Source organism: [Micrococcus luteus] ATCC 49442, from assembly GCF_010367585.1.
Taxonomy (GTDB): Bacteria; Actinomycetota; Actinomycetes; order Actinomycetales; family Micrococcaceae; genus Arthrobacter; species Arthrobacter luteus_A.
The window spans coordinates 138,448-160,759 of the sequence record NZ_JAAAXP010000002.1 but is presented as its reverse complement, the minus strand read 5'-3'; the positions used below and the strand labels follow the sequence as shown (position 1 = coordinate 160,759).

21 protein-coding genes and 2 pseudogenes are annotated in these 22,312 nt (G+C 61.0%); 9 read left to right on the top strand and 14 right to left on the bottom strand.

Features of this window, described 5'->3' with window-relative positions:
• Positions 1–22 precede the first annotated feature (22 nt).
• The 3 genes from GUV69_RS22475 to GUV69_RS22470 all read right to left on the bottom strand — a co-directional run bounded on the left by GUV69_RS22475 (position 23) and on the right by GUV69_RS22470 (position 1,494).
• Complete coding sequence (locus GUV69_RS22475; protein ID WP_164207118.1) at positions 23–223, bottom strand: hypothetical protein; 201 nt, start codon at positions 221–223, stop codon at positions 23–25.
• A gap of 370 nt (positions 224–593) precedes the next feature.
• A complete protein-coding gene (locus GUV69_RS23490; RefSeq protein ID WP_280113784.1) occupies positions 594–716 on the bottom strand; it encodes a hypothetical protein in 123 nt (40 codons plus the stop codon).
• Between the two features lie 325 nt (positions 717–1,041).
• Complete coding sequence (locus GUV69_RS22470) at positions 1,042–1,494, bottom strand: MarR family winged helix-turn-helix transcriptional regulator (protein WP_164207116.1); 453 nt, start codon at positions 1,492–1,494, stop codon at positions 1,042–1,044.
• Between the two features lie 338 nt (positions 1,495–1,832).
• On the opposite strand from GUV69_RS22470, the gene GUV69_RS23035 reads away from it, so the two are divergent.
• On the top strand, positions 1,833–2,318 hold the full coding sequence (locus GUV69_RS23035; RefSeq protein WP_208786739.1) for a hypothetical protein: 486 nt from the start codon (positions 1,833–1,835) through the stop codon (positions 2,316–2,318).
• 322 nt (positions 2,319–2,640) lie between these two features.
• On the opposite strand, the gene GUV69_RS22460 is transcribed toward GUV69_RS23035, so the two are convergent.
• Entirely contained in the window at positions 2,641–2,964 is a 324-nt protein-coding gene (locus GUV69_RS22460; RefSeq protein WP_164207114.1) for a hypothetical protein, read from the bottom strand.
• Positions 2,965–3,166: 202 nt separating this feature from the next.
• Between GUV69_RS22460 and GUV69_RS22455 the strand changes: the two genes are divergently transcribed.
• From GUV69_RS22455 to istB, 5 genes and pseudogenes are all read left to right on the top strand, one after another.
• A complete protein-coding gene (locus GUV69_RS22455) occupies positions 3,167–3,370 on the top strand; it encodes a hypothetical protein (protein ID WP_164207112.1) in 204 nt (67 codons plus the stop codon).
• The gene (locus tag GUV69_RS23370; protein WP_431197137.1) at positions 3,336–3,647 is read left to right on the top strand and encodes a hypothetical protein; all 312 of its coding nucleotides are present in this window, start codon (positions 3,336–3,338) and stop codon (positions 3,645–3,647) included. The genes GUV69_RS22455 and GUV69_RS23370 overlap by 35 nt, the downstream gene beginning before the upstream one ends.
• Before the next feature lie 16 nt (positions 3,648–3,663).
• Entirely contained in the window at positions 3,664–4,161 is a 498-nt protein-coding gene (locus tag GUV69_RS22450; protein WP_164207110.1) for a MarR family winged helix-turn-helix transcriptional regulator, read from the top strand.
• 436 nt (positions 4,162–4,597) lie between these two features.
• A pseudogene (istA, locus tag GUV69_RS22445) lies at positions 4,598–6,126 on the top strand (IS21 family transposase).
• Positions 6,123–6,910 (top strand): annotated as a pseudogene (istB, locus tag GUV69_RS23725) (IS21-like element helper ATPase IstB). Before istA ends, istB begins: the two co-directional pseudogenes overlap by 4 nt.
• Positions 6,911–8,049: 1,139 nt before the next feature.
• Here istB and GUV69_RS22435 read toward each other — a convergent pair.
• From GUV69_RS22435 to GUV69_RS22410, 6 genes are read right to left on the bottom strand one after another with little or no spacing between them, the layout of a single operon-like run.
• Positions 8,050–9,405: a dihydroorotase gene (locus GUV69_RS22435; protein WP_164207108.1), complete on the bottom strand. Its 1,356-nt coding sequence runs from the start codon at positions 9,403–9,405 to the stop codon at positions 8,050–8,052.
• An 8-nt stretch (positions 9,406–9,413) separates the two neighbouring features.
• The gene (locus GUV69_RS22430; RefSeq protein WP_164207106.1) at positions 9,414–10,910 is read right to left on the bottom strand and encodes an aldehyde dehydrogenase family protein; all 1,497 of its coding nucleotides are present in this window, start codon (positions 10,908–10,910) and stop codon (positions 9,414–9,416) included.
• Entirely contained in the window at positions 10,907–11,908 is a 1,002-nt protein-coding gene (locus GUV69_RS22425; RefSeq protein WP_164207104.1) for an amidohydrolase family protein, read from the bottom strand. Before GUV69_RS22425 ends, GUV69_RS22430 begins: the two co-directional genes overlap by 4 nt.
• Positions 11,905–12,531 (bottom strand): cysteine hydrolase family protein, encoded by a 627-nt coding sequence (locus GUV69_RS22420; RefSeq protein ID WP_164207102.1) that lies wholly within the window; start codon positions 12,529–12,531, stop codon positions 11,905–11,907. The genes GUV69_RS22425 and GUV69_RS22420 overlap by 4 nt, the downstream gene beginning before the upstream one ends.
• A gap of 8 nt (positions 12,532–12,539) precedes the next feature.
• Positions 12,540–13,799 carry an alpha/beta hydrolase family protein gene (locus tag GUV69_RS22415; RefSeq protein ID WP_164207101.1) on the bottom strand — a complete coding sequence of 420 codons (1,260 nt, stop codon included), beginning with the start codon at positions 13,797–13,799 and terminating at the stop codon, positions 12,540–12,542.
• A 28-nt stretch (positions 13,800–13,827) separates the two neighbouring features.
• Complete coding sequence (locus GUV69_RS22410) at positions 13,828–15,096, bottom strand: MFS transporter (protein ID WP_164207100.1); 1,269 nt, start codon at positions 15,094–15,096, stop codon at positions 13,828–13,830.
• A gap of 39 nt (positions 15,097–15,135) precedes the next feature.
• Here GUV69_RS22410 and GUV69_RS22405 point away from each other — a divergent pair, with 39 nt between their 5' ends.
• Together GUV69_RS22405 and GUV69_RS22400 are read left to right on the top strand one after the other, a co-directional pair.
• Positions 15,136–16,218 carry an asparaginase gene (locus tag GUV69_RS22405; RefSeq protein WP_348272268.1) on the top strand — a complete coding sequence of 361 codons (1,083 nt, stop codon included), beginning with the start codon at positions 15,136–15,138 and terminating at the stop codon, positions 16,216–16,218.
• Positions 16,219–16,261: 43 nt separating this feature from the next.
• Positions 16,262–16,936 (top strand): GntR family transcriptional regulator, encoded by a 675-nt coding sequence (locus GUV69_RS22400; protein WP_164207098.1) that lies wholly within the window; start codon positions 16,262–16,264, stop codon positions 16,934–16,936.
• 789 nt (positions 16,937–17,725) lie between these two features.
• Here GUV69_RS22400 and GUV69_RS23475 read toward each other — a convergent pair.
• Complete coding sequence (locus tag GUV69_RS23475; RefSeq protein WP_280113782.1) at positions 17,726–18,358, bottom strand: GlxA family transcriptional regulator; 633 nt, start codon at positions 18,356–18,358, stop codon at positions 17,726–17,728.
• A gap of 462 nt (positions 18,359–18,820) precedes the next feature.
• On the opposite strand from GUV69_RS23475, the gene GUV69_RS22390 reads away from it, so the two are divergent.
• Positions 18,821–19,459, top strand: a complete 639-nt coding sequence (locus tag GUV69_RS22390) for an HD domain-containing protein (protein WP_164207097.1) — start codon at positions 18,821–18,823, stop codon at positions 19,457–19,459.
• A gap of 411 nt (positions 19,460–19,870) precedes the next feature.
• On the opposite strand, the gene GUV69_RS22385 is transcribed toward GUV69_RS22390, so the two are convergent.
• From GUV69_RS22385 to GUV69_RS23675, 3 genes are all read right to left on the bottom strand, one after another.
• Positions 19,871–21,352 (bottom strand): NAD-dependent succinate-semialdehyde dehydrogenase, encoded by a 1,482-nt coding sequence (locus tag GUV69_RS22385; protein WP_164207096.1) that lies wholly within the window; start codon positions 21,350–21,352, stop codon positions 19,871–19,873.
• Positions 21,353–21,549: 197 nt separating this feature from the next.
• A complete protein-coding gene (locus GUV69_RS22380) occupies positions 21,550–21,849 on the bottom strand; it encodes a DUF1330 domain-containing protein (RefSeq protein WP_164207095.1) in 300 nt (99 codons plus the stop codon).
• Between the two features lie 55 nt (positions 21,850–21,904).
• The gene (locus GUV69_RS23675) at positions 21,905–22,249 is read right to left on the bottom strand and encodes a VOC family protein (protein WP_164207093.1); all 345 of its coding nucleotides are present in this window, start codon (positions 22,247–22,249) and stop codon (positions 21,905–21,907) included.
• Positions 22,250–22,312: the final 63 nt, after the last annotated feature.

The following is a 22,312-nucleotide window of genomic DNA, read 5'->3' as shown; positions in this document are numbered from 1 at the left end:
CGGAAGGAGAGACAGTTAGGCCCTATATCCTGCCGTGCCATGCCAGGACAACGCCCTCACCGAATGCGGGACTCGACCCGGCGGCATACCGCAATACGGCTTTGACGCGAGGCAAGCCTTTCAGCGCCTGTTCGGCCTTGGCCAAGGCGTCATGGAAGTCGCGGCTGTCGATGGTGGAACGACCGACAGCATGATGGGTCACGTACTCAATGAAGTACGCCATGAACTTCAGTCTGGTACGTGTCCGCCACCTGATACAGAGGCCTTGGTCACCTCTACTGGTCAGCGTGAGTCCACGGTGCGATCCCTCCTGTCCCCCCAACTCCGCAGAGGTCTTAAGGAGCAAACGCGGGCCCCATCGAAGATACCGGGAACCGCTGGTCGCTGCTAAGGCGCGGCCCATAGCTTGACGGAATCCTCCTTACCGGCGCTTCGAAAACCTGCGGGAGAGTGCCCGAAGAGGGGCGCGTCAGAGGCCGTTGCTCGACTTTATTGACGCGAAAGACGGCGGCTTAGAAGTGGTCAGCCAAGGCGGTGCGCCCTCTGGCCGCCGTTTGAATTTAGCGGGGTGTCTTCCTATCGCTTTGGCGGATCTAGCGGGATTGGAGAGCATCCAGTGCCACTGCCATGGCCGCGGCAATCCGGCCATCAAGTCGGGCGCCGGGGAGGGTGATGAGGTAGCGGTCGCGCAGGGACCGTCCCCGTTCTGATGTCATGAGCACTTCTCCTTTCGGGTCGATGAAGTCGAAGTGGAAACGGAAGGGCGAAGGGATCACGTCTCCCAGAGTCGCCGGGTGATCCCCAGGATGAAGTTCCGGTGCGTCTGAAACCGCGAAACTCTGCATGCACGCCTAGGCCACCCGACCTATGCTCAAAACCGCTCGGCATTGCAACGCCTTCCCGCTGCGGCTCCCGAATGAGAAGTACTCCCAGCCTTTTCGAGCGAGGCTGAAGGGTAACGATGGTGCGTTCCTGGCGCCGACGTCGCGGGCGAACTGTCTGCCTTTCAAGCGGACACACAGTTCAAGCGGCCCCCGTACGTCAGAGTTCGACCCGGGCCGACCGAGCCAGTCGGGTCATACGCTCCTGCAGGTCTTCGGCCTCCGCCCGGGTGAGACCCAACGTTTCCAATATGGCGCCGGGCACGGTAAGGGCCCTGTCTCGCAGGGCGGCTCCCTCGGGGGTCAGCGCCACTGCCAGGGATCGTTCATTTCCCACGGCCCGTTCACGGGTGAGATACCCGTGACCCTCGAGCCGCTTGAGTAAAGGCGAAAGGGTCGCTGATCCCAGCAGCAGCGTCTGGCTAAGGTCCTTCACCGAGCGCGGACTTTTCTGCCACAGGGCCAGCATCACCAAATATTGCGGATGGGTGAGGTTTAGTTCCTCCAGCAAGGGTGTGTAGGCATGGATGACGGTGCGCGCAGCGACGGCCAGGGCGAAACACAGCTGCCGTTCGAGCAAAAGATCATCTTCGCTCCCTGAAGGGGAAGTCATGCCTGCAATGGTAACGGTCCAGTTCCGCCAACAATGAATGACAAGCATTTCGAGCACGAATAGTTCGTGTACGAATCTATGCTATTTTGGTCACCGGTTCCACTCCCGGCATGCTCTATCCCCCAATGCAGGCCTGCCGGGGGTGGAACCCTGCCGTGACCGTTTCTCTGCATGTATTGCAGAAGCTCGGCTCAGAAGGCACCCCTTCCATGCCACCCACCTCTTCACCTGGACAACGTCAAGAGCTCAAGAGAGGACGGACCAGCAATCGCAAACAACACTGATCTGCCCAAAAGACAGCAAAAAACTTTCCAAGACTCTCGGAGCAGGACAACAAGATGATCACCACCGTCCAGGCGGGTAGTGCGTGGCACGTCAAGGGCGACAATCCGCGGTCGATCCAGGAAGACCTAAGCTCCGCCGTTGAAATCGCCCGTCAACAAGCGATGAAAAATGGCCAGCACGGCATCTTGGTCACGCGCCTCGGGCCAGGATCCTTCACAGTGGCGCTGAGCACCAAGGTTCCCTACGGAACAACTCAGGAATCCTGCCAAATGACATCCAGGCAGCGACGACTAGGCCCAGAACCTAAATCGATGAAAGCCGACCTTGAGGCCGTTCCCGGAATCCCGGACCCTAATGAAATTCTGGACGCTCTGCTGATCCGCGTTGAAGTGGCTATCCAGGAGACTGCGAAGGCCGCCAGCGGCATGCCGCTCATTGCTATCGAGGCGGACCTCGCCGAAAGGCTCCACATTGCCTTGCCGGACGCGCGCTTTTCCCCGGAGGACATCAGGGCCTGGTCAGCACAAATCTCCAGCTGAGATGAAATGCCGGTCGGCAGCTACGGGCTCCCTGCGAACTGTCTGCATGCAGTGGATCGGTCTCGTTCGCCTTCACGCGCAGTCTGTTGCCTGGGGAGGACGGATCATGCCCGAACCACGGATCCAGGGCGACAATGTGGGTCAGCAATAGCGCAAGCAGCTCCTGGCCCAAGGCAGGGAGCATGGCATCGGCCTCGTCGGTCCTGACGGGCACTTGCACCGGTTGACTGCAAAAGGGCATGGGACGCAGAAGCGCGCGAGTGGGTGATCACGCAATTGGCCGCCGCGGCCGAGGAACAGCAGGACACCGAAGGCTGCAAACCTAGGGCACGTATCCGGGGCCGGGAAGGCAGGCTGCGGGGGAGAGGCCCCACCAGGTGGACCCACCGCAAGGGGTGGTGGCCGCAACGGAAAGGGTGGGTTGTGCAGACAGTATCTGCACGTCTTCTTCGTCGTTCTCCCCTTGGATGCCGAGAAGGCCGAAGGTGGTGAGGGGTGCCGGGCTATCGTGCTGTAGATCCTCGACCTCCACGTGCTGAATGTTGGAACTGACAGCGGGGTCTTCCGGGTGTTGGAACAGAGCCCAGAGCTGCAGATCATCCCCGTGCCGGGACGCGAACCTCACACCCTCGAAGTCCGCCATCATAGAGCAAGGAGGCAACCGCCTGGGTCAGGCGCCGCCAGCTTGCGTCCTTCAGCGCCGTGGCGTCAAAAATCCCCGAGCCCCAGGCACAGCGACAGGCCAACGAAGCGCGGGGGCAGGGAGCGATAGCCTCTCCCGTTTCATTAGTGCACTAACTCTTAGTACACTAACAGTGTCGCCAGTAGGAAAATTCGGAAGGAAGCGCATGATCAGTAAAGAGACCCCGGTTCAGAAGTTCATGCGTCGGACAGGGAAGCTTCGGGCCATTTTCGGGCCTGCCCAGCAGGGCTCCGTTCAGGGGCGCGTGATAGTTCGGCAGGACGCGGCCCAGCGCCAACGCGAAGAGCAATTGCGCCAATGGACCACGGTGCGCAATGCCGACGGCACAGACTACCTCGTGCCCCGATAGACACTCTTGTAGAAAACGGAAGCACAGGAAACACCGATGGCTTTTGTGGAGAAAATGGGTGAACGCAACGGGCAAGTTACGGGCCGTCTTCGGACCCGTCCACCACAGAACTTCCCTTGATCACGACATGACGAGTGCGAACAGGGAACTGCCGGAAAAGCGCCAAGCCGAGACACCGCAGTGGGAAACCCTTCACCGTCCGGACGGCAGCATCTACGTTGTGCCGAAGAATACTGAGGACAAGTGCCTGCCTCATCACGTCCGAGCGGACGATTAGTGGTTTGGAGATTGTAATGACTGAGTTGAGCATCCGGCATACCGAAAGAGCAGGCGTTGAGGAAGACCTTCTGCTGGAGAAGCAATTGTGCTTTTCCTTGACAGTCGCAGCCCGCAACGTTGTCGCGGCGTACAAACCTGTGCTCGACCGCTTAGGGCTCACGCACCCCCAATATCTGGTGATGCTGGCACTATGGGAAAAGAGCCCCAGGTCAGTGCGTGAAATCAGCACAGAATTGGACCTTGAACCCGCAACGATATCTCCGTTGCTCCGACGCCTCGAAGCCTCCGGATTTCTCTCCCGCCGCAGGGCAGAAGGGAACGAACGCTCCCTAGCTGTCGAACTGACGGACGCCGGCGCCGCACTCAAGAAGGAAGCGATGTCCGTGCCCGAAACCATGATGCAGAAACTGGGATTAGAGCGCGAGGACGTTGTACAGCTGCACAGGGCAATGACACGGCTCATCGCTGTAACAAAGACTGAACCTACGACCGCAGAGACGAGCAACTCCTAACGCCTCAGCCCCGTCAGGGACACGGGAGTGGAATGTCACCGAGCTCCAGGTGGGTCCGGCCCAACCCCTTAAGCGCCGGATCCCTCCAGACGTTCACTCAACTTGATGGCGACGAGGGACGACGCCTCGACCGAGCCCGCATAGTTTCCGCCACGCAACGTGGGTAATTAGCTCCAAAGTCCGCGGCATCTACGAAAGAACAAGCACCGCGCCGAAAGGGGCGGCCTCGACAAATCAGGGTGTTAGCGGCCATGAAAAACTGCCCGTAGGCGGCCACGAAAATGCCCACTGACGGCCAGTAAAATTGCCCGCCGGTGGCCATGAGATCTGCCCACTTCCTTACTGAACCTGCCGCGTCTTAAGCGGCGGGGGCCTCTCCCCGGGATTTGATGACGGTGTCTAGTCGCACCAAATGTCGCCCAGGAAGAGGCCCTGTATGAAGCATGACGGAGAAATCATGGAAATTCTTGCTGCCTACGATCTGACCGGATCGTTGCGCGCCACGGCGGAGCTCACGGGCTGCTCGCACCACACTGTTGCCAGGCATGTCGCGGCGCGGGACGCCGGCCGGCCGATCGCCGAACCGGCGCCCCGGCCACGGGTCACCGACTCCTACCTGCCCAAGATCGAGGAATGGATCGAGGCGTCCAAAGGGCGGATCCGCGCTGATAAAGCCCACGAGAAGCTCCTCGCCCTGGGCTATACGGGTTCGGAGCGGTCCACCCGCCGGGCCATCGCACAGGTCAAAGCCGCATGGCGACTGGGCCACACCCGCGTTCACCGGCCATGGATCACAGAGCCAGGGATGTGGCTGCAGTACGACTTCGGCGACGGGCCCCGGATCGGCGGGGTGAAGACCATCCTGTTCGTGGCCTGGCTGGCGTTCTCGCGGTTCCGGATCGTGATCCCGTTGCGTGACAGGACCGCGCCGAGTGTCTTCGCGGCCTTGGACCGCTGCTTCCGGATCTTGGGCGGGGCACCGACCTATGTTCTGACGGACAACGAGAAAACCGTCACCACCGCCCACGTCGCCGGGGTCCCGGTGCGGAACCAGCAGACCCTGGACTTCGCCCGGCACTACGGGATCACCGTGCTGACGTGCCAGCCCGCGGACCCCGCCACGAAGGGCGGCGTCGAAGCGTCCGTGAAACTTGCCAAGGCCGACCTCGTGCCCAAGGACACTAACCTCCGGCCCGAGTACGGTTCTTTCGCCGAGCTCGAGACCGGCTGCCAGGCATTCATGGACGAAGTGAACAACCGGGAACACCGGGCGACCCGCCGCAAACCGGCCACGGTCCTGGACGAGGAAGCGCCAAGGCTGCACCGGATCCCGGAACCGCGCACACGGTCGCGTTCGGACTGGCCCGTATCGTTCCGGAGAATACCCCGATGGTCACCTTTGAAAACGCTCAGTACTCCGTGCCCGCGCACCTGCTCGGAGCCCGGGTGTTCGTCCGCTCCCACGGCACCGGGCCCGACGAACAGATCGTCATCGTCCACCACGGCTCCGCCGGCCCGGTCGAGGTAGCCCGCCATCACCGGGCCAGGCCCGGCAGCCCCGCGATCATCGATGAGCACTTTCCCGGGACCAGGACCAGAATCCCGGGCGACTATGCCGTGAAGGCCCGCAACGCCGGTGAGGCCGAGTTCCTGGCCATCGGCGAGGGCGCCAAGACCTGGCTTCTGGAGGCCGCCGCTGCCGGCACCGCCAGGATGAACGTGAAGATGGCCGAGGCCGTGACCCTGGCCAAAATCGCCGGCACCGCCGAAGTTGATAAAGCCCTGGGCAACGCGGCAGTCCACGGCCGATTCGCCCACCCGGACCTCGCCTCGATACTGAACGCCAATATCCAACGCACCACCGCCCACTCCGCGGACGAGACCCGGTCCCTGACCCAGGGCACCGGCGCCTGGGCAGCTATGGGCGCCGGACCGTTCGCTACGCCGAAGGAGCAGAACCGATGAGCCCGGTTACCACCACGAACACCACCGCACCGGCACTGCCGGCAGACCTCGAAGCGCTGATGCGCCAGTTGAAAATGCCCCACGCCCGGGCCCTCGCCCCGGAACTCATCGCCACCGCACGGGCCCAGCGCTGGGAACCGGCCGAGGTCATCAAGGCCCTGTTCACCGAAGAAACAGCTGGCCGGGCCCGGTCCATGCTCGCCACCCGCCGCAAAGCAGCAGGCTTCCCCACGGGTAAGACATTCGACGCATGGGACCCCGCAGCCTCTTCGATCCCGGCCCCGACCCAGCTGGCATTACGGACGCTGGAATGGATCACCCGGCGGGAAAACCTCGTCGTCTGCGGGCCGTCCGGGACCGGGAAAACGTTCTTCCTCGAAGCCCTCGGCCAGCAGGCCGTCGAAGCCGGGATGCGCGTGGCGTGGTTCCGGCTCGAGGACCTCGGAGCCCTGATCCGGGCCCACCGCACCGATGACAGCGTCACCCGCGCGGTCTCCAGAATCCTCCGCGCCGAACTCGTGGTGATCGATGACATTGGCCTGTGCCCGTGGCCACCGACGCCGCCGAGGGCCTCTACAGGGTCGTGGATGCAGCCTACGAAAAACGCTCCGTCGCGATCAGCTCGAACCTGCACCCGGCCGGCTTCGACGAGCTCATGCCCAAAACCTTGGCGACGGCCACCGTCGACCGGCTCCTGCACCACGCCCACGTCTGCCAAACCAGCGGCGACTCCATCCGCCTCACCCAGGCCCTCGCCGGAAAAGGAGTAACCCAACTGAACTAACGCGACCCGAGATGGCCAATCCCGCCGAACCATTCAGTGGGCAGATCTATTGGCCATCACCGGGCAGTTTTACTGGCCATCAGCGGGCACATTCACTGGCCGCCGGTGGGCAGAAACTAATGGCCATTGACATCAGGGGACACATCATGGAAGATCCGCGACTCACGGCACTAAATCTCATCCGACAGGACAGGAGTTACCTCGACGAACTCTGGCTAAAGTATTGGGCCCAGGGCGGAAGCGCCGGTTCAGCCCGATTTGAGGCGTACCTGCACGGCCTGACCCGGCGCGACAGCTACGATCTACAGATCCTCCGTTGGGCGATCGCTGACATAAGCTCCGCTGCTCGTCCTCGGCTCTCACCTGCGCCAGGAGAAAGTCAAAACGTGTAAGCCCGGTTTATCAGGCTTCTTCGGTGTGCTCTAGAAGGCAGTCAGTACTGCAGCTACGCCCCTTTTGAATACACAAGGATGTTCTGGTCCTTTGGCCGGCTGGACCTCTACAGACGCCCATCGCCAGAGGTATCATCCCCGACCAGAACAGCCCTTGCAATGACCGGGCCGACTGCGGCGGACTAGATCCTTTCCAGTACGCCCGGCCTCGCAAGAGGTGACGGCCTCCTGACTTCCTCGACCTCGGGCTGAGGGACTGATTCGAAGCATCCAAGGGGCGGCTTCCCAAGCACTTAGACGCGCCGGTAACGGATATTCTGTCAAGCTCGCTGGTGTCAGGCTGAGGTGTGTCTTGACAGAAGGGGACTCTCAGTGTCTGCGGGCAACGTCGGCTGTGACTCACGGTGGTAACTGGCGGTCTTTCTGCGGCGCTAAAAGTCGCCCTACCCTGCAGACTGTTCTCACGGCTTCAACGGCCGGTCAATCCACTTGTCCTTAGCTTGGTGTACTTCAACGCAGGGCTCCAGTCGCGCAGCTGGTGTTCAACATGTTCACCTCTGGGTAGGGGCTGAATACGGCGATCCCAAGAGGGGCCTGTCCTCCGCTGGGGGCGTGGAGAGCGTTGGTCGAAAGGGACTGGCACCCAATATTGGTGCCAGTCCCTTGTTGTACAATCCACAGATTTCAAGCAGGGCACTTGCCAGTACTAAACCAGTCCTCCTTGCGATTCTTGTCGGGATAAGTTTCTTAGCGCCCGGAGAAACCTCCGCCGGGGGTAAAGCGGCCTGTCCTTTCGTCGACGGGTTTCCCGTTTTCCGCGATGAGGTTGCCGCGCAGGAAAGTCTTTAGGACCTGACCCGAAACCTTGCGCCCGTCGAACGGTGTCCATCCGGCTTTCGATATCACTGCTTCGTTGCTAAGTATTCGTGAAGCTTCAGGATCAACGACGATAATGTCAGCGTCGGCTCCTGGGGCAATACGGCCCTTTTGAGGCCATAGACCATAGGTTTTTGCCGGCGTTTCGCTGTAAACGCGAACCACGTCCTCGTAAGCCAGATGCCCGCGGGCCGCGGCGTCGAGAACTATTGCCATGGTGCTGTCGAGACCGGGGAGGCCGAAGTGAACATTCCAGATGTCACCGTCTGCTTTCTGCTCCAAGGTTGAGGGCGCGTGGTCGCTGGACATGTGGGTCAGGACGCCTTGGCGAAGCAGGCGCCACATTTGAGTTTCATCATCATCGATGCGCGCGCGCGCCGGAGGCGTGAATTTACGCAGGGTGCCGTGCCTGTGAACCTCAGCTTCGCGCAGGAGAAAGTACTGTGGGCATGCTTCAGCTCCCAGTTTTGCTCCTTTGGCCCTTTCGGCAGCAAGGTAGGAGGCGACTTCCTGGTTGCTCACATGCGCTGCTACTGCTCGTGCGCCCGTCCGCCGGACCAGCAGGGCAGCAACGGCCGCCGCGACGAGTTCGGCATCCAGGCTTCGCCATTCTGGTAATACGCCCGGGTCCTTCCGTCCTTGTCCCTGCAAGAGGGCTTCCGCGGCCTCGGTCAGGGATTCGTCTTCGCAGTGTAAGAGGCTCACAGCGTCGATCATTGCCGTGGCTTCGAGATGGCTTTTCAGGGTGGCGGCGTTATGACCCGGTACGCCATGGGTCGTGCAGGTGAAAACCTTAAAGAAGGCCACGCCGGCCGCCCATAGTTCCGGGATCACCTGGGTCTGGCCGGGCCAGGCATGGGCGGCGAGGCCAAAGTCAACGTTTGATCGGCCATCAAGGTAGTCGATTTTTTCCTGCAAATCTGCCGTGGTGCGGACAGGTCTGCCATGGGTGTGTTCGATGATGGTGGTTACTCCGGAGGCGGCCGCGGCTCGTGTACCAGTGGGAAAGTCCTCCCGGTCCGGGCTTCCTGGGTCCATCAGGTGAACGTGGGTGTCGATTCCGCCCGGCATCACAAGCAGGCCTGATGCGTCGAAGATTTCTCGGGACTGTGGGAGCTCGTGGCCGACAGAAAGTATTTTGCCGTCCTTTATTCCGATGTTTGTCAGCATTCTGCCCCGCGGGCCGACGACGGTTCCGTTGGCGATCAGCAGGTCCAATTCAGGCATGCAGGCTCCTAGGAGTAGCGCAGGTCTTCAACTGATGCGAACCAGTCGAAGTGCGAGTCGGATGTGTTGATGATGAGGCTCTGTTTCTTGGTACAGGCGTTGTAAGCATCCAGACCGTTCTCTGAGCCAAGACCGCTGTCTTTGAAACCACCCCATGGTGACGCTGGGTCGATTCTATGGTGGTCATTGATCCAGACGATTCCGCACTGCAGTGCTTTGCTGACGCGGATGGCCCGGCCTATCTCTTGCGTCCACACGGACGCCGCGAGGCCGAACGGGGAATCGTTGGCCTGCTGGATTGCGTCCGCTTCATTGTCAAAGGGGACTACAAGTGTCACGGGTCCGAATACTTCTTCGTACCAAAGGTCCTGTAGCGGTCCGACATCGGCGACCAAGGTGGGTTCGTAGAACCACCCTCTTTCGTACTGTTGGCCTTCCGGGGCTCTGCCCCCGGATAGCACGGTGGCTCCCTGAGCCCGTGCCCTGTTGACTGCATCGGCAGTCTTCTCCCGTTGAGCCTCTGAGACCATCGGGCCCATTTGGGTTTGCAGGTCGAGGGGATCACCGAGACGCAGGGCAGACACACGTTTGGTTAGTGCTTCTACGAAGTCGCCGTAGATGCGGCGGTCGACCAGGATCCGGGCCCCTTGAACGCACGTTTGGCCTGTGGCGATGAAGGCGGCAAAGAGCGCACCGGCCGCTGCCCGGTTGATATCGACGTCTTCGAAAACGAGAACCGGTGCCTTGCCGCCCAGTTCAGCGGTGACAGGGATCAGGGAGTGGCCCGCGTTCGCGGCAATGACCCGTCCTGTTTCTGTCCCTCCAGTGAAGTCCAGCTTTGCCAGGCCAGGGTGCTCGGAAAGCGCCTTGCCTGTTGTTCTGCCAAGTCCGGGGATTACATTGACCACTCCGGCGGGCACGCCGGCTTCTTCGAGGAGTTTGGCAAGCAGGACAGGTACGACGGGTCCAAGTTCACTGGGTTTAATGACCACCGAGTTGCCCGCAGCGAGGGCGGCTGAAAGCTTCTTCATGGTGATGAGGAGCGGATGATTCCACGGGGTGATTAGACCGATCACCCCGATCGGGACCCGTCGGACGACGTTCAGGTGTTCGGCACCGAAGTTGGGACCGGTGTCTTCAGCGGTCTGGGCGACTGCCCCGAAGTACTCCAGCCACTCGGGCAGGCGGCGAAGCTGGGCACGCATTTCCCTGAGGGTGCGTCCGATCTGCACAGTCTCCAGCCTTGCCAGTTCGTCGATGCGCTCAGTCAGAAGCGCCGCGGCGCGGTTCAGGACCCGTGCTCTTTCGCGGGCGGGGACGTCCCTCCACCGTCCGTCCTCAAAGGCTCGCTGGCCAGATTGAATGGCTGCGTCGACGTCATCGGGCGTGGCGTGCGACACGGCATACGGTTCTTCGCCTGTGGCTGGGTTCTTTACCGAGAACACCGCTCCGTCGCTGGAGGGGACGTCTTGGCCGTTGATGTGTAGGAGGATCTTTTCGGTCATGAGTGGTGTGTCCTGTTCAGTGAGAAGAGGTATTCGGCGTTTCCGCCAGCTATTGCTTGCCTGTCCTCGTCGCTTCCGGTGAAGTCTCCCAACTGCTCGTTGAGGGCTGGACCGCACATATCAAAAGGTGTGTCTGTGCCGAACAGCACCCTGTCCGCACCCACCTTCTCGATCAGCCATTGGGTGGATTCGGGGTGGTGGGTCAGTGTGTCGTAGTGGAACCGACGGAGGTAGCTGCTCGGCGGCTGTTCAGGGGTTTTTGCCTCAGGACGCACTTTATGGCCGTGATCCAGGCGTCCGATCTGGTACGGCAGGTGCCCGCCACCGTGGACCAGGACAAGATCAAGGTCCGGCAATTCGTCGAGGGCTCCGGAAAGGATCATTCGGGAGGCGCAAACGGCCGTTTGCCAAGGATTTCCTTGAAGATTTGTCAGATAAAAGTCGTCCAGGCCTGGGGAGGAGCCAACATAGTAAGGATGGATCACCAGTGGCACACCCAACTCTTCGGCGGCTTCAAGGACCGGCCGAAGGGATGGGTCATCCAGTGGGACGCCCTCGATGTTGGCCCCAACCTGAGCCCCTTTTAGTCCGAGCTCTTCAACTGCCCGGCGCAGTTCAACTACAGCCTCTGCCGGGTCCTGCATCGGCAGTGTGGCGATACCTGCGAAACGGTCCGGGGCCATACCAACCATCTGCGCGATCGCATCATTAATGGTTTGCGCCGCGGCACGGGCGCTGCTTCCTTCGATCCAGTAAAGGAACAGCGGCGGTGCAACCGAAAGGACCGCGATGTCAACGTTTTCGGCATCCATCGCAGCGATTCGGGAAGGCACGTCGTGGAAGCTTTCGAGCAATGGGTACTGGTAGCCCTGCCGGTGAACAACCCATGGCTGACCATCCCGGTCTTCAATGCGGATGCCGTCCGGCGCGTTGCCCTCCCTCATTTTTTTCACTAAGGCGGGCGGGATAACGTGGGAGTGTATATCTATGACCGTCACAGCGCGGCGAGCACCTCTTCGGTGGTTCCGACCCAGCCGAAGGCCTGCCGGATGATTTTCAATGCCGATTCGTGCAGCGTGCGGTCCATGGTGTCAACACATTCTTCGACGACGACGACAGAGTAGTCCAGGGCATTCCCTGCCACGGTCGTAGCCAAAACGCAGCTGTTCGTGTTGACGCCCGTCAGCAGGATGGTGTCAATGCCCCGGCTTCGAAGGACGTGGTCCAGTTCACTGGAGGTGAAAGCGTCGTAGCGCTTCTTAGTGTCGACGACTATGTCGTAGCCGGGATCCAGCACATCGGGCATGACTTCCAGGCCGGGGCTGCCCGGCAGCTGATGGTTGAGAACGTTGGCCCGGGTGGCGTCTGTTCCGGCAACTGACTTCCACCAGGGGTTCGCGGCTATCTCTTCGACACCATGATAGGAAGTTACGACGTGAACGACGGGGATTCCCTTCTCCCGCGCAGCATTGACGAGTACGGCATTTGCCTTGGTTACCCGGGCGGCCGCTTCGGCTGGAAGGGGCATGGTAGCCACCTCGGGGTCAAGGTGTCCACGGTGCACATCGATGGTGACGACAGCGACGCTGTGGCGGTCAAGAAAGGGGAGGTTCGTGGTCATGGCGGTCCTTAGTTCTCAGAGTTGATCAGAATTTTGGGGTGGGGCCGGCGTTCGATCTGCCCGGTGGGCAGAACGTAGTCGACAAAGTCTTCCGCAGGAACGCCATTCACCCGGTCCAACAGCCAATCGGCAGAGTACGTCAGCCAGTTGGGACCATTGGCCACTGAAGGCGTGGGCAGAGACAGCGCATGCCGTCCCTGCTGATACACGAGCATGGGGGAGGGGCTGGGGCTCCGCCCTGCCAAGTCGTAACTGTGCTCCATTGGGGAGAGCTCGTCTTCGTCACCGGCGATCACCAGCCAGGGGATTTCCATCTTGGGCATGACCGGCCGCAGGTCGATCTCCTGGGCCATTTTGTCAAAGGTGTCTTCGTCGTTTTCGAGGCCGGACATCCACATGTAGCGTGCTTTGAAGCTCGGTGATGCCATTTCGAAGATCATGTGCCCGCCAGGTTCGTGACAGACAAGACCAACTGCTGCGCCTTTCAGTTCAGGCTGGGTGGCGGCTATTTGCGACATCCAGTAGGACCCGAAGGAAAGACCAAAACCAACGATTTTGTTGTTGTCAATTTCTTCGCGTCCGCGGCACCAGTCCATGATCGCGTCGCCTGCTTCGACCCAGGCTGTCGGTGTGAACTTGACTCCGCGGATGGGTGCTTCGCCCTGGCCTGGGCCGTCAAAGGAAAGCACAGCAAAGCCTCGTTGAAGAAGCTTGTCTCCGTAGAGGTTGACGTTCAGTTCCTTGGCGGCATCCATTCCACCGCAGGCCAAGACGGTGTGGATTGCGCCGCCGGAGTACCCGGGGGGCAGGTGAAACCAGCCCGGGATGTAGGCATCTCCGAAGGGGATTTCCACCCGCTCCACGTGGTGGTCGGCAAGCCTGGCGTAGGAGCTGTAGCACTCGTTTTTTCGGTCATCGAGTGCGGTCAGGGCCGGTGAGTCTTCCCAGATGGGCCATTCAGCGCTGGCGTACAGCAAGGCAGCATGGAAGTAGTGCTCGCGTGCGGAGATGTTACGGCCCTCTGCTTCGGCCTGCTTGGCTTTGCCTTCCCGGCGTTCTGCCAGGGCAGTGAACACGGGCGTGATGTCAGCGAACTTGCTAATGCTGGACCTTGCGACCGCAAAGTCGGGGTTCGCGTCAACTCCCATGGGCCGAAGGGTGTAGGCAATCCTGGGCTGGTCCCATTCGAGGCCGTCGGTGCGAAGAACGGAGTCGATAACCCATCGCTGTTCGTGCCAGCGGCGCGGTCCTGATTTGGTGGTGATCATAGAAAGGCCTTTCGGGTCGTGACAGATGTCAGTGGGCAGTCTTGGTAGCTGAGTTGGACAGTTTTTTGGTGTCGACGAAGAGCATGGCAGCAACGCCGATGAGGGGAAGAACTGAAAGTTGCCAGAATCCGGCGCCGCCCCAGTTGACTGCTCCGACCAGGGCTGAGAAAAGGTAGCCGGCGATGGAAGCGGGAATGTAGAAGCAGCTGACGAAGAAGCCGGAGGCCCGACCAATCATGTGGGGGCGGACGGAGCGCTGCAGGGCGGCGTAGAGCCCCACGAAGCAGAATCCGCTCGCTACCGCTCCCTCGCAGAAGGAAAGAAGGTACTGCCAGCCGGCAGCAGTGGGTCCGTTAAAAATCAGATATCCGATGACCGAACCGGTGAGCAGTGCACCGATGAGGACGTAGCGCTGGTTCAACTTATCGCTGAGGTAGCCCGCCGGAAGTCCCACCATGGCTCCGAGGCCGAACATGCTGGCGGCAGTTCCAGCTTCAGTGACGCTAAGACCCAGAACGCTTTGCAGGAACGTGGGGTACAAGCCGATGAAGCCGTACATCGCCAGGCCCACGACGGCGGCGGTCACTCCGAGCATCACCACGTTGCGGTTCAGGAACCGCTCAGGAACATGTTCGAAGCTAACCGCCTGCTGCTCCGCGGAAGCCCCCTCGACTTGCTCGGTGAACCGTTTGCTGATGAAGATCCAAATGATGGCTACAAATACGAATCCGATAATTCCGTAAACATAGAACGGCGCCTGCCAGCCGCCCATGGCGACGGAGAACTGCGCGCCCAGTAGCGGGCCCAGGAATCCACCCAGACCGAAGGCGAAGTTCAGGCCACCGATCGCCAGTGCACGGTTGGCAAAGAAATAGGCTCCAACAGCCGAGAACAGGGCCGCGTTCTGCATGGCTTCCCCGATCCCGGTGATCGCCCGGAACAGCATCATGTCAAAGAATCCGGTGGCCACCGCGGTAAGAATTGTGAAGGCCGAGTACACAGCAATGCCAAGCAACATGACCGTTTTGCGGGATACCCGGTCAAGAAGGAACCCCGTGGGCACCCCGGCTAAGCCGATGCCCAGCGTAAAGATGGTTGCGGTAAGTCCGCCCTCGGCAAGCGTGTAACCCAGGTCATTGCGGATCGCGGGAAGAAGCACAGGGAATACCTGGCGGTCCATGGCATTGATGACGTAAGACAGCGCGACGACGACGAAACTGGTGATTGCCACTGACTTGGTAAGACGGTCCATACCGCTCTGCACGGTCCCCGTTTTCGATGCTGAGATGCTGCTCATCTGACCTCATTCGATTGTTATTGTTGCCGACGTCACATAATGTATATCTTATATAATCGATTTCGCAAGAGCTGTTTGCCGCCGCAGGGTAAGGGAGAGTTAATGAAAAAGCCTCAGATAGCGTTGGCGTCAATGGGGGGCACTATCACCATGACCACTGACGGCACAGGTGGAGGCGTCAAGCCGGCGCTGGATGCCTCCGCCTTGGTAGCCGACATCAATGGTCTTGGCGATGTGGCTGACCTTTGCGCCACAACGCTGTTCACGATCCCAGGAGCTTCTCTTAGCTTCGGTCAGCTCGCCGAAGCGTTGACCTGGGCGCGTTTAGCAGTGGAAGAGGGCGCGAACGGCGTCGTCCTTGTGCAGGGTACGGACACCCTTGAAGAAACGGCATATTTCTTTGATCTCTATTGGGACCGGCCCGAACCTCTGGTTCTGACCGGTGCGATGCGTCCGCCGCAAGTGCCTGGTGCTGATGGTCCTGCCAATCTTCTGGCAGCGGTGCAGGTGGCAGCGGATCCTTCCTCCCGCAGCCAGGGGGTCCTGGTCGTGATGAATGATGAGGTTCACTCAGCCGCTCGCGTGCGAAAGATACGCGCCAGCGGCCTCGGAGCGTTCAGCTCTCCGTCCTTCGGGCCTCTCGGCCAGGTCCAAGAAGGGCGGGTTATCTATGGGAACCGGACACGGCGACCTGGCCCCCTGCTTCTGCCGGAACCCAGTCGGCCGATGCGGATAGCGCTTTTAGAGACACATCTCGGCGATCAGGGAGATCTACTTCAACTGGCCGTTGATGCGGGGTTCGACGGGGCTGTTGTGGAAGCTTTCGGTGTTGGCCATGTTTCCCATAAGCTTGCCGACGTGATTAGTGCCGCCCTGCCCCGGGTGCCGGTCGTGTTTACCACACGGACCGGCGCTGGCACGACCTTCAGCGGGACCTACGGGTTCTCCGGCTCGGAGGGGGATCTTCTGGAGCGCGGAGTTATTCCAGCCGGGTGGTTGGACGGCCGCAAAGCGGCTGTGCTGCTCAGGGCCGTACTCGACGCAGGTTTCGACCGTGAATCGATACGCACCGAGTTTGAGGTTCGAGGTTCCTACGTAGGGAATTTGGTTCACGTTGAGTAATTTGGGTAATTTTGTTGCACCTCAGCCGACGGGAAGTAGATCTATGGTGATCCCAAGGCAGGCCGGATCGCCCGGACGGAGCCGCACTGCCCATGAATATGTTCTGCGTGCCTTGCGTGAAGCGATAGTGGACGGGCAGATGACCGGGGGTACGCGCATCATTCAGTCGGAGATCGCCAGCCAACTCGAGGTCAGCGTGACTCCGGTCAGGGAGGCTTTGCGCGACCTGGCGGCAGAGGGACTCGTGATCTTTGACCCCCATCGTGGCGCCCTCGTGCGTAGCCTCGATCTGGAGGAAGTTAAGGAAGTGTACGAACTCCGGATGGTTTTAGAGCCCCTTCTAGTCCGCCGCTCGATGGACAAGATTTCCGCCGCGCAGATCGCCCGTGCGGAGGAGTTGTGCACTGCGATGGAGTCGACGGAAAGCGTAACGGCATGGGCCGAGCTAAACCGTCAGTTCCACGAGGCGCTGGCCCTTCCGGGCGAAAGCAGCAAGCTGTCGTCAATTATCGCGGGTCTCCGTGACAGCGCAGCCGCGTTCGTTGGCATCTCACTGCGCGCCAATCCCCAACGGTTGGCCCAGTCAAATGATGAACATGCTCGCCTCGTGGAGCTCTACCGACAACGGGACGTGGAAGGTGTCGTCAGCCTAACGGTTGAGCACCTCAGAACAACGTTGGTCACCATCGAAGAAGGACACGAACGAGGCGTTCTCTAACGCACCGTTGAATCCGAGTTGCGTTACACCTACTCGTTATACCCGGGGGACAAAATGCTGACCAGAACGTTTTCTGGGTCCTGACAGCAGTTGTCCTTGGTTTTGGTTGGTCGGTGCCTAGCCAAAATGGGGGCTTGGTGGGCAAGAGAAAGCCCTCGCGGAGGGGTAGCTGCCGAATGATGCCCAATATGCGGCGTAGAACCATCGGAAACCAGGGGCGCTATGGGCCTCAGGCGTCCGTCAGCACTTCAGTCTCCACTCTGAATGGCAATTATCCTGCGTTCTACAGGCAGTTGGCGCAGGCAGTGCGAGGCGTAGGTCCCGCTCCAGGTCGGCTACTAAAGAAGGTCTTCCGAAGAGGGCACCAGTCAATAACGAGGCGGAGTTGTGCCGCGGCGTCTCAGCGCGCCTTCGGGGACAGCGCAAGCATTCGCACGGGAGCGTGAACAGCTTATCGAGGAAGGTAGATCCTTCGAGTCCATCTAAACATCGACGAAAACCACGCGCCGTCCCGCCTGCAGCTGAGAGCACCTGTCGAAGTCTGGCGGCCCGACCTGGTGATCCAGTATCGGGGGTGAATGCTGAACGCAACCACCGCGCTAGGCCCTTTTACAATCACTCCCTCCCGCGCCTACTTTTTCAAAGAGCCGATAATTATGATTCCGTCAAGCGACCTGGAGAGGTGGGATGGAACGGCACCAGCGACCGGCCGCGGTCCTCGGCGAACACTTTGCGACGAGAGGGGCAATAGCCGCGACAAACGGGTAGGCGGTATGCCTCAGCGCAAGATTAGGTGGTCCAATTTCCTGTGGACCTGAAGCGTTTCTGATATGCCCCCGGCGCCACGCCATAGGTGGCACCAAAGAGCCGGCGGAGGGTCTCATCACTGCCTAGCCCGCTGCGCATCGCAGCTGATGTGACGGAATGGCCAGCTTCGAGCATCTCCCGGGCCGCTTCGACGCGGACTGCTGCAACTACTTTCGCTGGCGGGCTTCCCCATTCGGCCTGAAACTTCCGAGCGAGCTGCCGGGTGCTCAGTCCCGCCCGGCGGGCAAGGTCGGTGACACTGTGACCGGCAGCAGGGTTTGCCCTGACAGCGTCAAGGATCTTCCGGAGGCCATCGTCACCTGTCCTCTGCGTTTCGCCCGGGCTGGCGAACTGTGATTGACCGCCCTCGCGGCGCATGAAAACAACCAGCTCCCGCGCCACGTCCCGGGCAGCAGCTGCCCCGTGGTCCTCCTCCACAAGAGCCAAGGCGAGGTCAATCCCGGCCGTCACGCCCGCGCTGGTGAAGATCCTGCCGGATCCAATAAAGATTGAATCCTCCTGGACGGCAACACGTGGATATTGCAGACGCAGTTGCGGAGCGAAACGCCAATGCGTGGTCGCTTTCAGACCATCGAGGTAGCCGGCCTCTGCCAACAGAAAAGCCCCCGTGCAGATCGACGCAATCCGACGGTGCGTCCTTAGCTAGGGTCAGCAGTGCGGGCTGCAGGGTGGTGAGCAGGGACCGGCTCCCCGGAAGGGTGTCTGAGCCGGCAAGGATCAGGGTGTCCAGGACTGGAGAATCGACTGCCGCGCCGTGGACGGCGAGGCGGACGCCGGCCGAGGAGGTCACGTCGTTCCCGTCAGGGGAATACAGGTTTAGAGCGTAACCGGCTGCGTGGAAGACTTCCGCGGGTCCTGTGACATCCAGCAACTGAACGCCGTCGAAAACGAAGATACCGGCGTGGCGTTTGCTGCTGGCGGGCGAGAGAGACGTCTGTGTCTGAATCTGTGGGGTATTGGTCTGAAAAGACATGGCAACAGAACTGTATCGCGGCCAGGATGGATATTGGGCCTTTCTCAGTCTGGAACGGCCCGTGACTGTCTGAGGAGAATGCTTTGACCGAGGTAATTGCTGGAATTCCTGTCCCGGATACGCGGCTCGTGGCTGAGGCCACAGCATTTGTGCGGGACGCCACGAACGATCTGCTGTTCCATCACTCGCGCCGGGTTTATCTGTTCGGCGCGATCCAGGGGCAGCGGCGCGGCTTGGACGTGGACTTGGAGCAGTTGTATGTCGGGGCCATGTTCCACGACCTGGGCCTGACAGATGCCCACGGAACGGACCATCTGAGGTTCGAAGTCGACGGGGCCAATGCCGCCCGGGACTTCCTCAGACGCCACGGGGTTCCGGAAGAAAAGGTCACCAATGTATGGACAGCAGTCGCTCTTCATACGACTCCAGGGATCCCGGAATTTTTATCTCCAGAGATAGCTTTGGTGACTGCCGGCGTCGAGACGGACGTCTTGGGAATCGGTTATCAGGATCTCGATCCGGACGTGTTGCATGCCGTCACAGATGCCCACCCCCGGCCTGATTTCAAGCGCCAGATCCTCGAAGCCTTCCGGGACGGCAATGTTCACCGCCCCGGCACAACCTTCGGGAACGTCAACGCAGATGTTCTGACACACTTTTGCCCGGATTTTAACCGTACCGACTTCGTTGACGTCATCCGCACCTCGAGCTGGCCGGAATAGAAGCAGTCAACGCTGCCAAGTCCTGCCTGCCTACGCTGGAACTGTAGGCATCAACTACGCCTTTGCCTACAGTTCCATGTACTGAACACCCGAACGAACCGCAGCAGTTCGGCGAGCTGTTCGGCGCGCGATGTTTCTGCCGGAGGCTTTGTCAGTGCAAACCCCGTCAAGAACGAGGCGGTCATGCTGGCGCTGCCCGCTCCGGTCCAGAGTGCTCACCCGCACGTACATGATCCGCTTAGTCAGGTTGGGGTGTACTTCAAGCCGTTGTTCGCTCAGCTGCAACGGACGCCAGTGCGCGAGCGGCGGGCTGCAAGATCTGATCCAGAACCGTTCCGAACAAGGGGCCTCCCAGGCTGCGAGGATGGGAGACCCCTTGCGATTTCGGGGTGTACGGGAACTGCCCGAACGTTAACCGGCGTGGGGGTCGGCGATGCCGATGTACTGGGTGTAGAGGTATTCTTCGATGCCTTCGAGGCCGCCTTCACGCCCCAGTCCGGACTGCTTGACCCCGCCGAACGGTGCCGCGGCGTTGGAGACGACGCCGGCGTTCAGGCCCAGCATCCCGGTCTCGAGCCGCTCGCCCATCCGAATGCCGCGGTTGAGGTCCCGGGTGAAGACGTAGGCCACCAGACCGTATTCGGTGTTGTTGGCCAGCCGCACGGCCTCGTTCTCGGAGGCGAAGGTGATGACCGGGGCGACGGGGCCGAAGATCTCCTCGGACAGGATCCGGGTCCCCTCGCGCACGTCGAGGAGGAGGGTGGGCTGGTAGAAGTAGCCCGGTCCGTCCGCCGGTGCCCCACCCATGATTAGGACGGCACCATCGCTGACGGCGTCGGTGACGAGCTCGTGGACCTTGTCCCGGCTCTTGGCATCGATCAGCGGGCCGACCCTGGACTCGGCCTCGGTGCCGCGTCCGGTGGTCATCTCCGCCATCTTCGCGGCGAACTTCTGTGCGAACTCCTGCGCGACGGACTCGTGGACGATGAAGCGGTTCGCCGCGGTGCAGGCCTCGCCCATGTTGCGCAGCTTCGCGATCATCGCCCCGGCGACGGCGGCGTCGACGTCGGCGTCCTCGAACACCACGAACGGGGCGTTGCCGCCGAGCTCCATCGAGGTCCGCAGCACCGTCTCCGACGCGTCGGCGAGCAGGCGGCGCCCGACCTCGGTGGACCCGGTGAATGAGAGCTTGCGCAGCCGGGTGTCCTTGATCAGCGGGCCCGTGGTGGCGCCGGCAGTGGAGGTTGGGATCAGGTTCAGGACGCCGGCGGGCAATCCGGCCTCCTGCATGACGGCCGCGAACAGCTGGGAGGTCAGCGGGGTCAGGTTCGCAGACTTCAGCACCATGGTGCAGCCGGCGGCGACGGCCGGGGCGACCTTCCGGGTGGCCATCGCGAGCGGGAAGTTCCACGGCGTGATCAGCAGGCACGGGCCCACCGGCTTCTTCGTCACCAGCAGCCGGGACTTCCCGTCCGGCGATACCGAATACCGGCCAAAGGCCCGCACGGCCTCCTCGGAGAACCAGCGCAGGAACTCCGCCCCGTAGGCGACTTCACCGCGGGCCTCGGCCAGCGGCTTGCCCATCTCCAGGGTCATCAGCAGGGCGAAGTCCTCCGCCCGCCCGATGACGAGCTCGAACGCGCGGCGCAGGATCTCGCCGCGTTCCCGCGGCGGGACCTTAGCCCAGGACTCCTGCGCCGCGGCGGCGGCGTCCAGCGCGGCGGCACCGTCCTCGGGTCCGGCGTCGGCGATGCTCAGCAGGACCTTGCCGGTGGCCGGGTCCTCCACGTCGAACGTCCTGGCCGAGGCGGCCGGACGCCACTCACCGTTGATCAGCAGGCCGGTGGGAACAGAGGTCAGCAGGGCGCTCTCACAGGTAGAGAATTTAGTCATTATTATCCTTCACTAGTCGCATTGGGGACGCACCGGGATCATCTGCGGATACAGATCCCAAGCAACCATCCAAGTTTCGGCTGAAACGTCACCGCTCCTGTGGCCTTGCGTTGTCGTTCCATAGCCGCGGAGACCTGCGATTCGAGGAACCTGAGCTGAGGTTTCGGGCGGAGCAACCGCAGGTGGCCCGGCTAAGCTCAGGCCAGGGCGAGCCCCTTGACCGTGACCATGAACTTGGTATCTGCGGCAGCGTGTCTGAGCGGGAGTGCGCGTTGGTATTCGGGCGAGCTGTACCAACTACGTGCCCTTTCGGGTGACTCGAAGCGCAGTATCACAATGCGTTCCGAAGGAGCTACCCCTTCAATCACTTCGAGCTCACTTGAGGATGCCAGTACGTCGACGCTGTACAGACCAAAGCTGTCTGCCACTTTCTCAACGTACTCGGCGAACTGTTCTTCCTCATTGACTTCCAAAGCAACAACAACATAGGCAGACATTAGTACCAATCCTTAAGTGAGTTCATATACCGCGGAGAAAACTGTTTTGGGCCGCTCATTTCGGTCCGTAAACGATCAATGAGTTTCCCCATGGATCTGTGGCTACAGCGCGGAGTTCATGGGGTCCGGCTTCGGCGCCTCGAACCACGGACCCTCCCGCTGCTACAATCGTTTGGAGAGCCCCCTGTACGTCGTCCACCTTGAACGACGCGGCAACTCTGCCATCGGTGATGTCTTCCTCTGCCCCGGCCAGGGCCAAGGTAGTGCCGCCGGCGTCCAACGCCGTGTAACGGTTTCCATCAACGAATTTCGCCTCTAGACCAAATGCCGAATAGTAAAAAGATAGGGCTCTTTCTATATCCCCAACCGGGTAGTGAACATTGCCAATCCTGCTAGACATCCCAACTCCGCTCCAAGCACCTCACCTTTACTCGTACACCACTCATTACGCGGTGCATCTCTG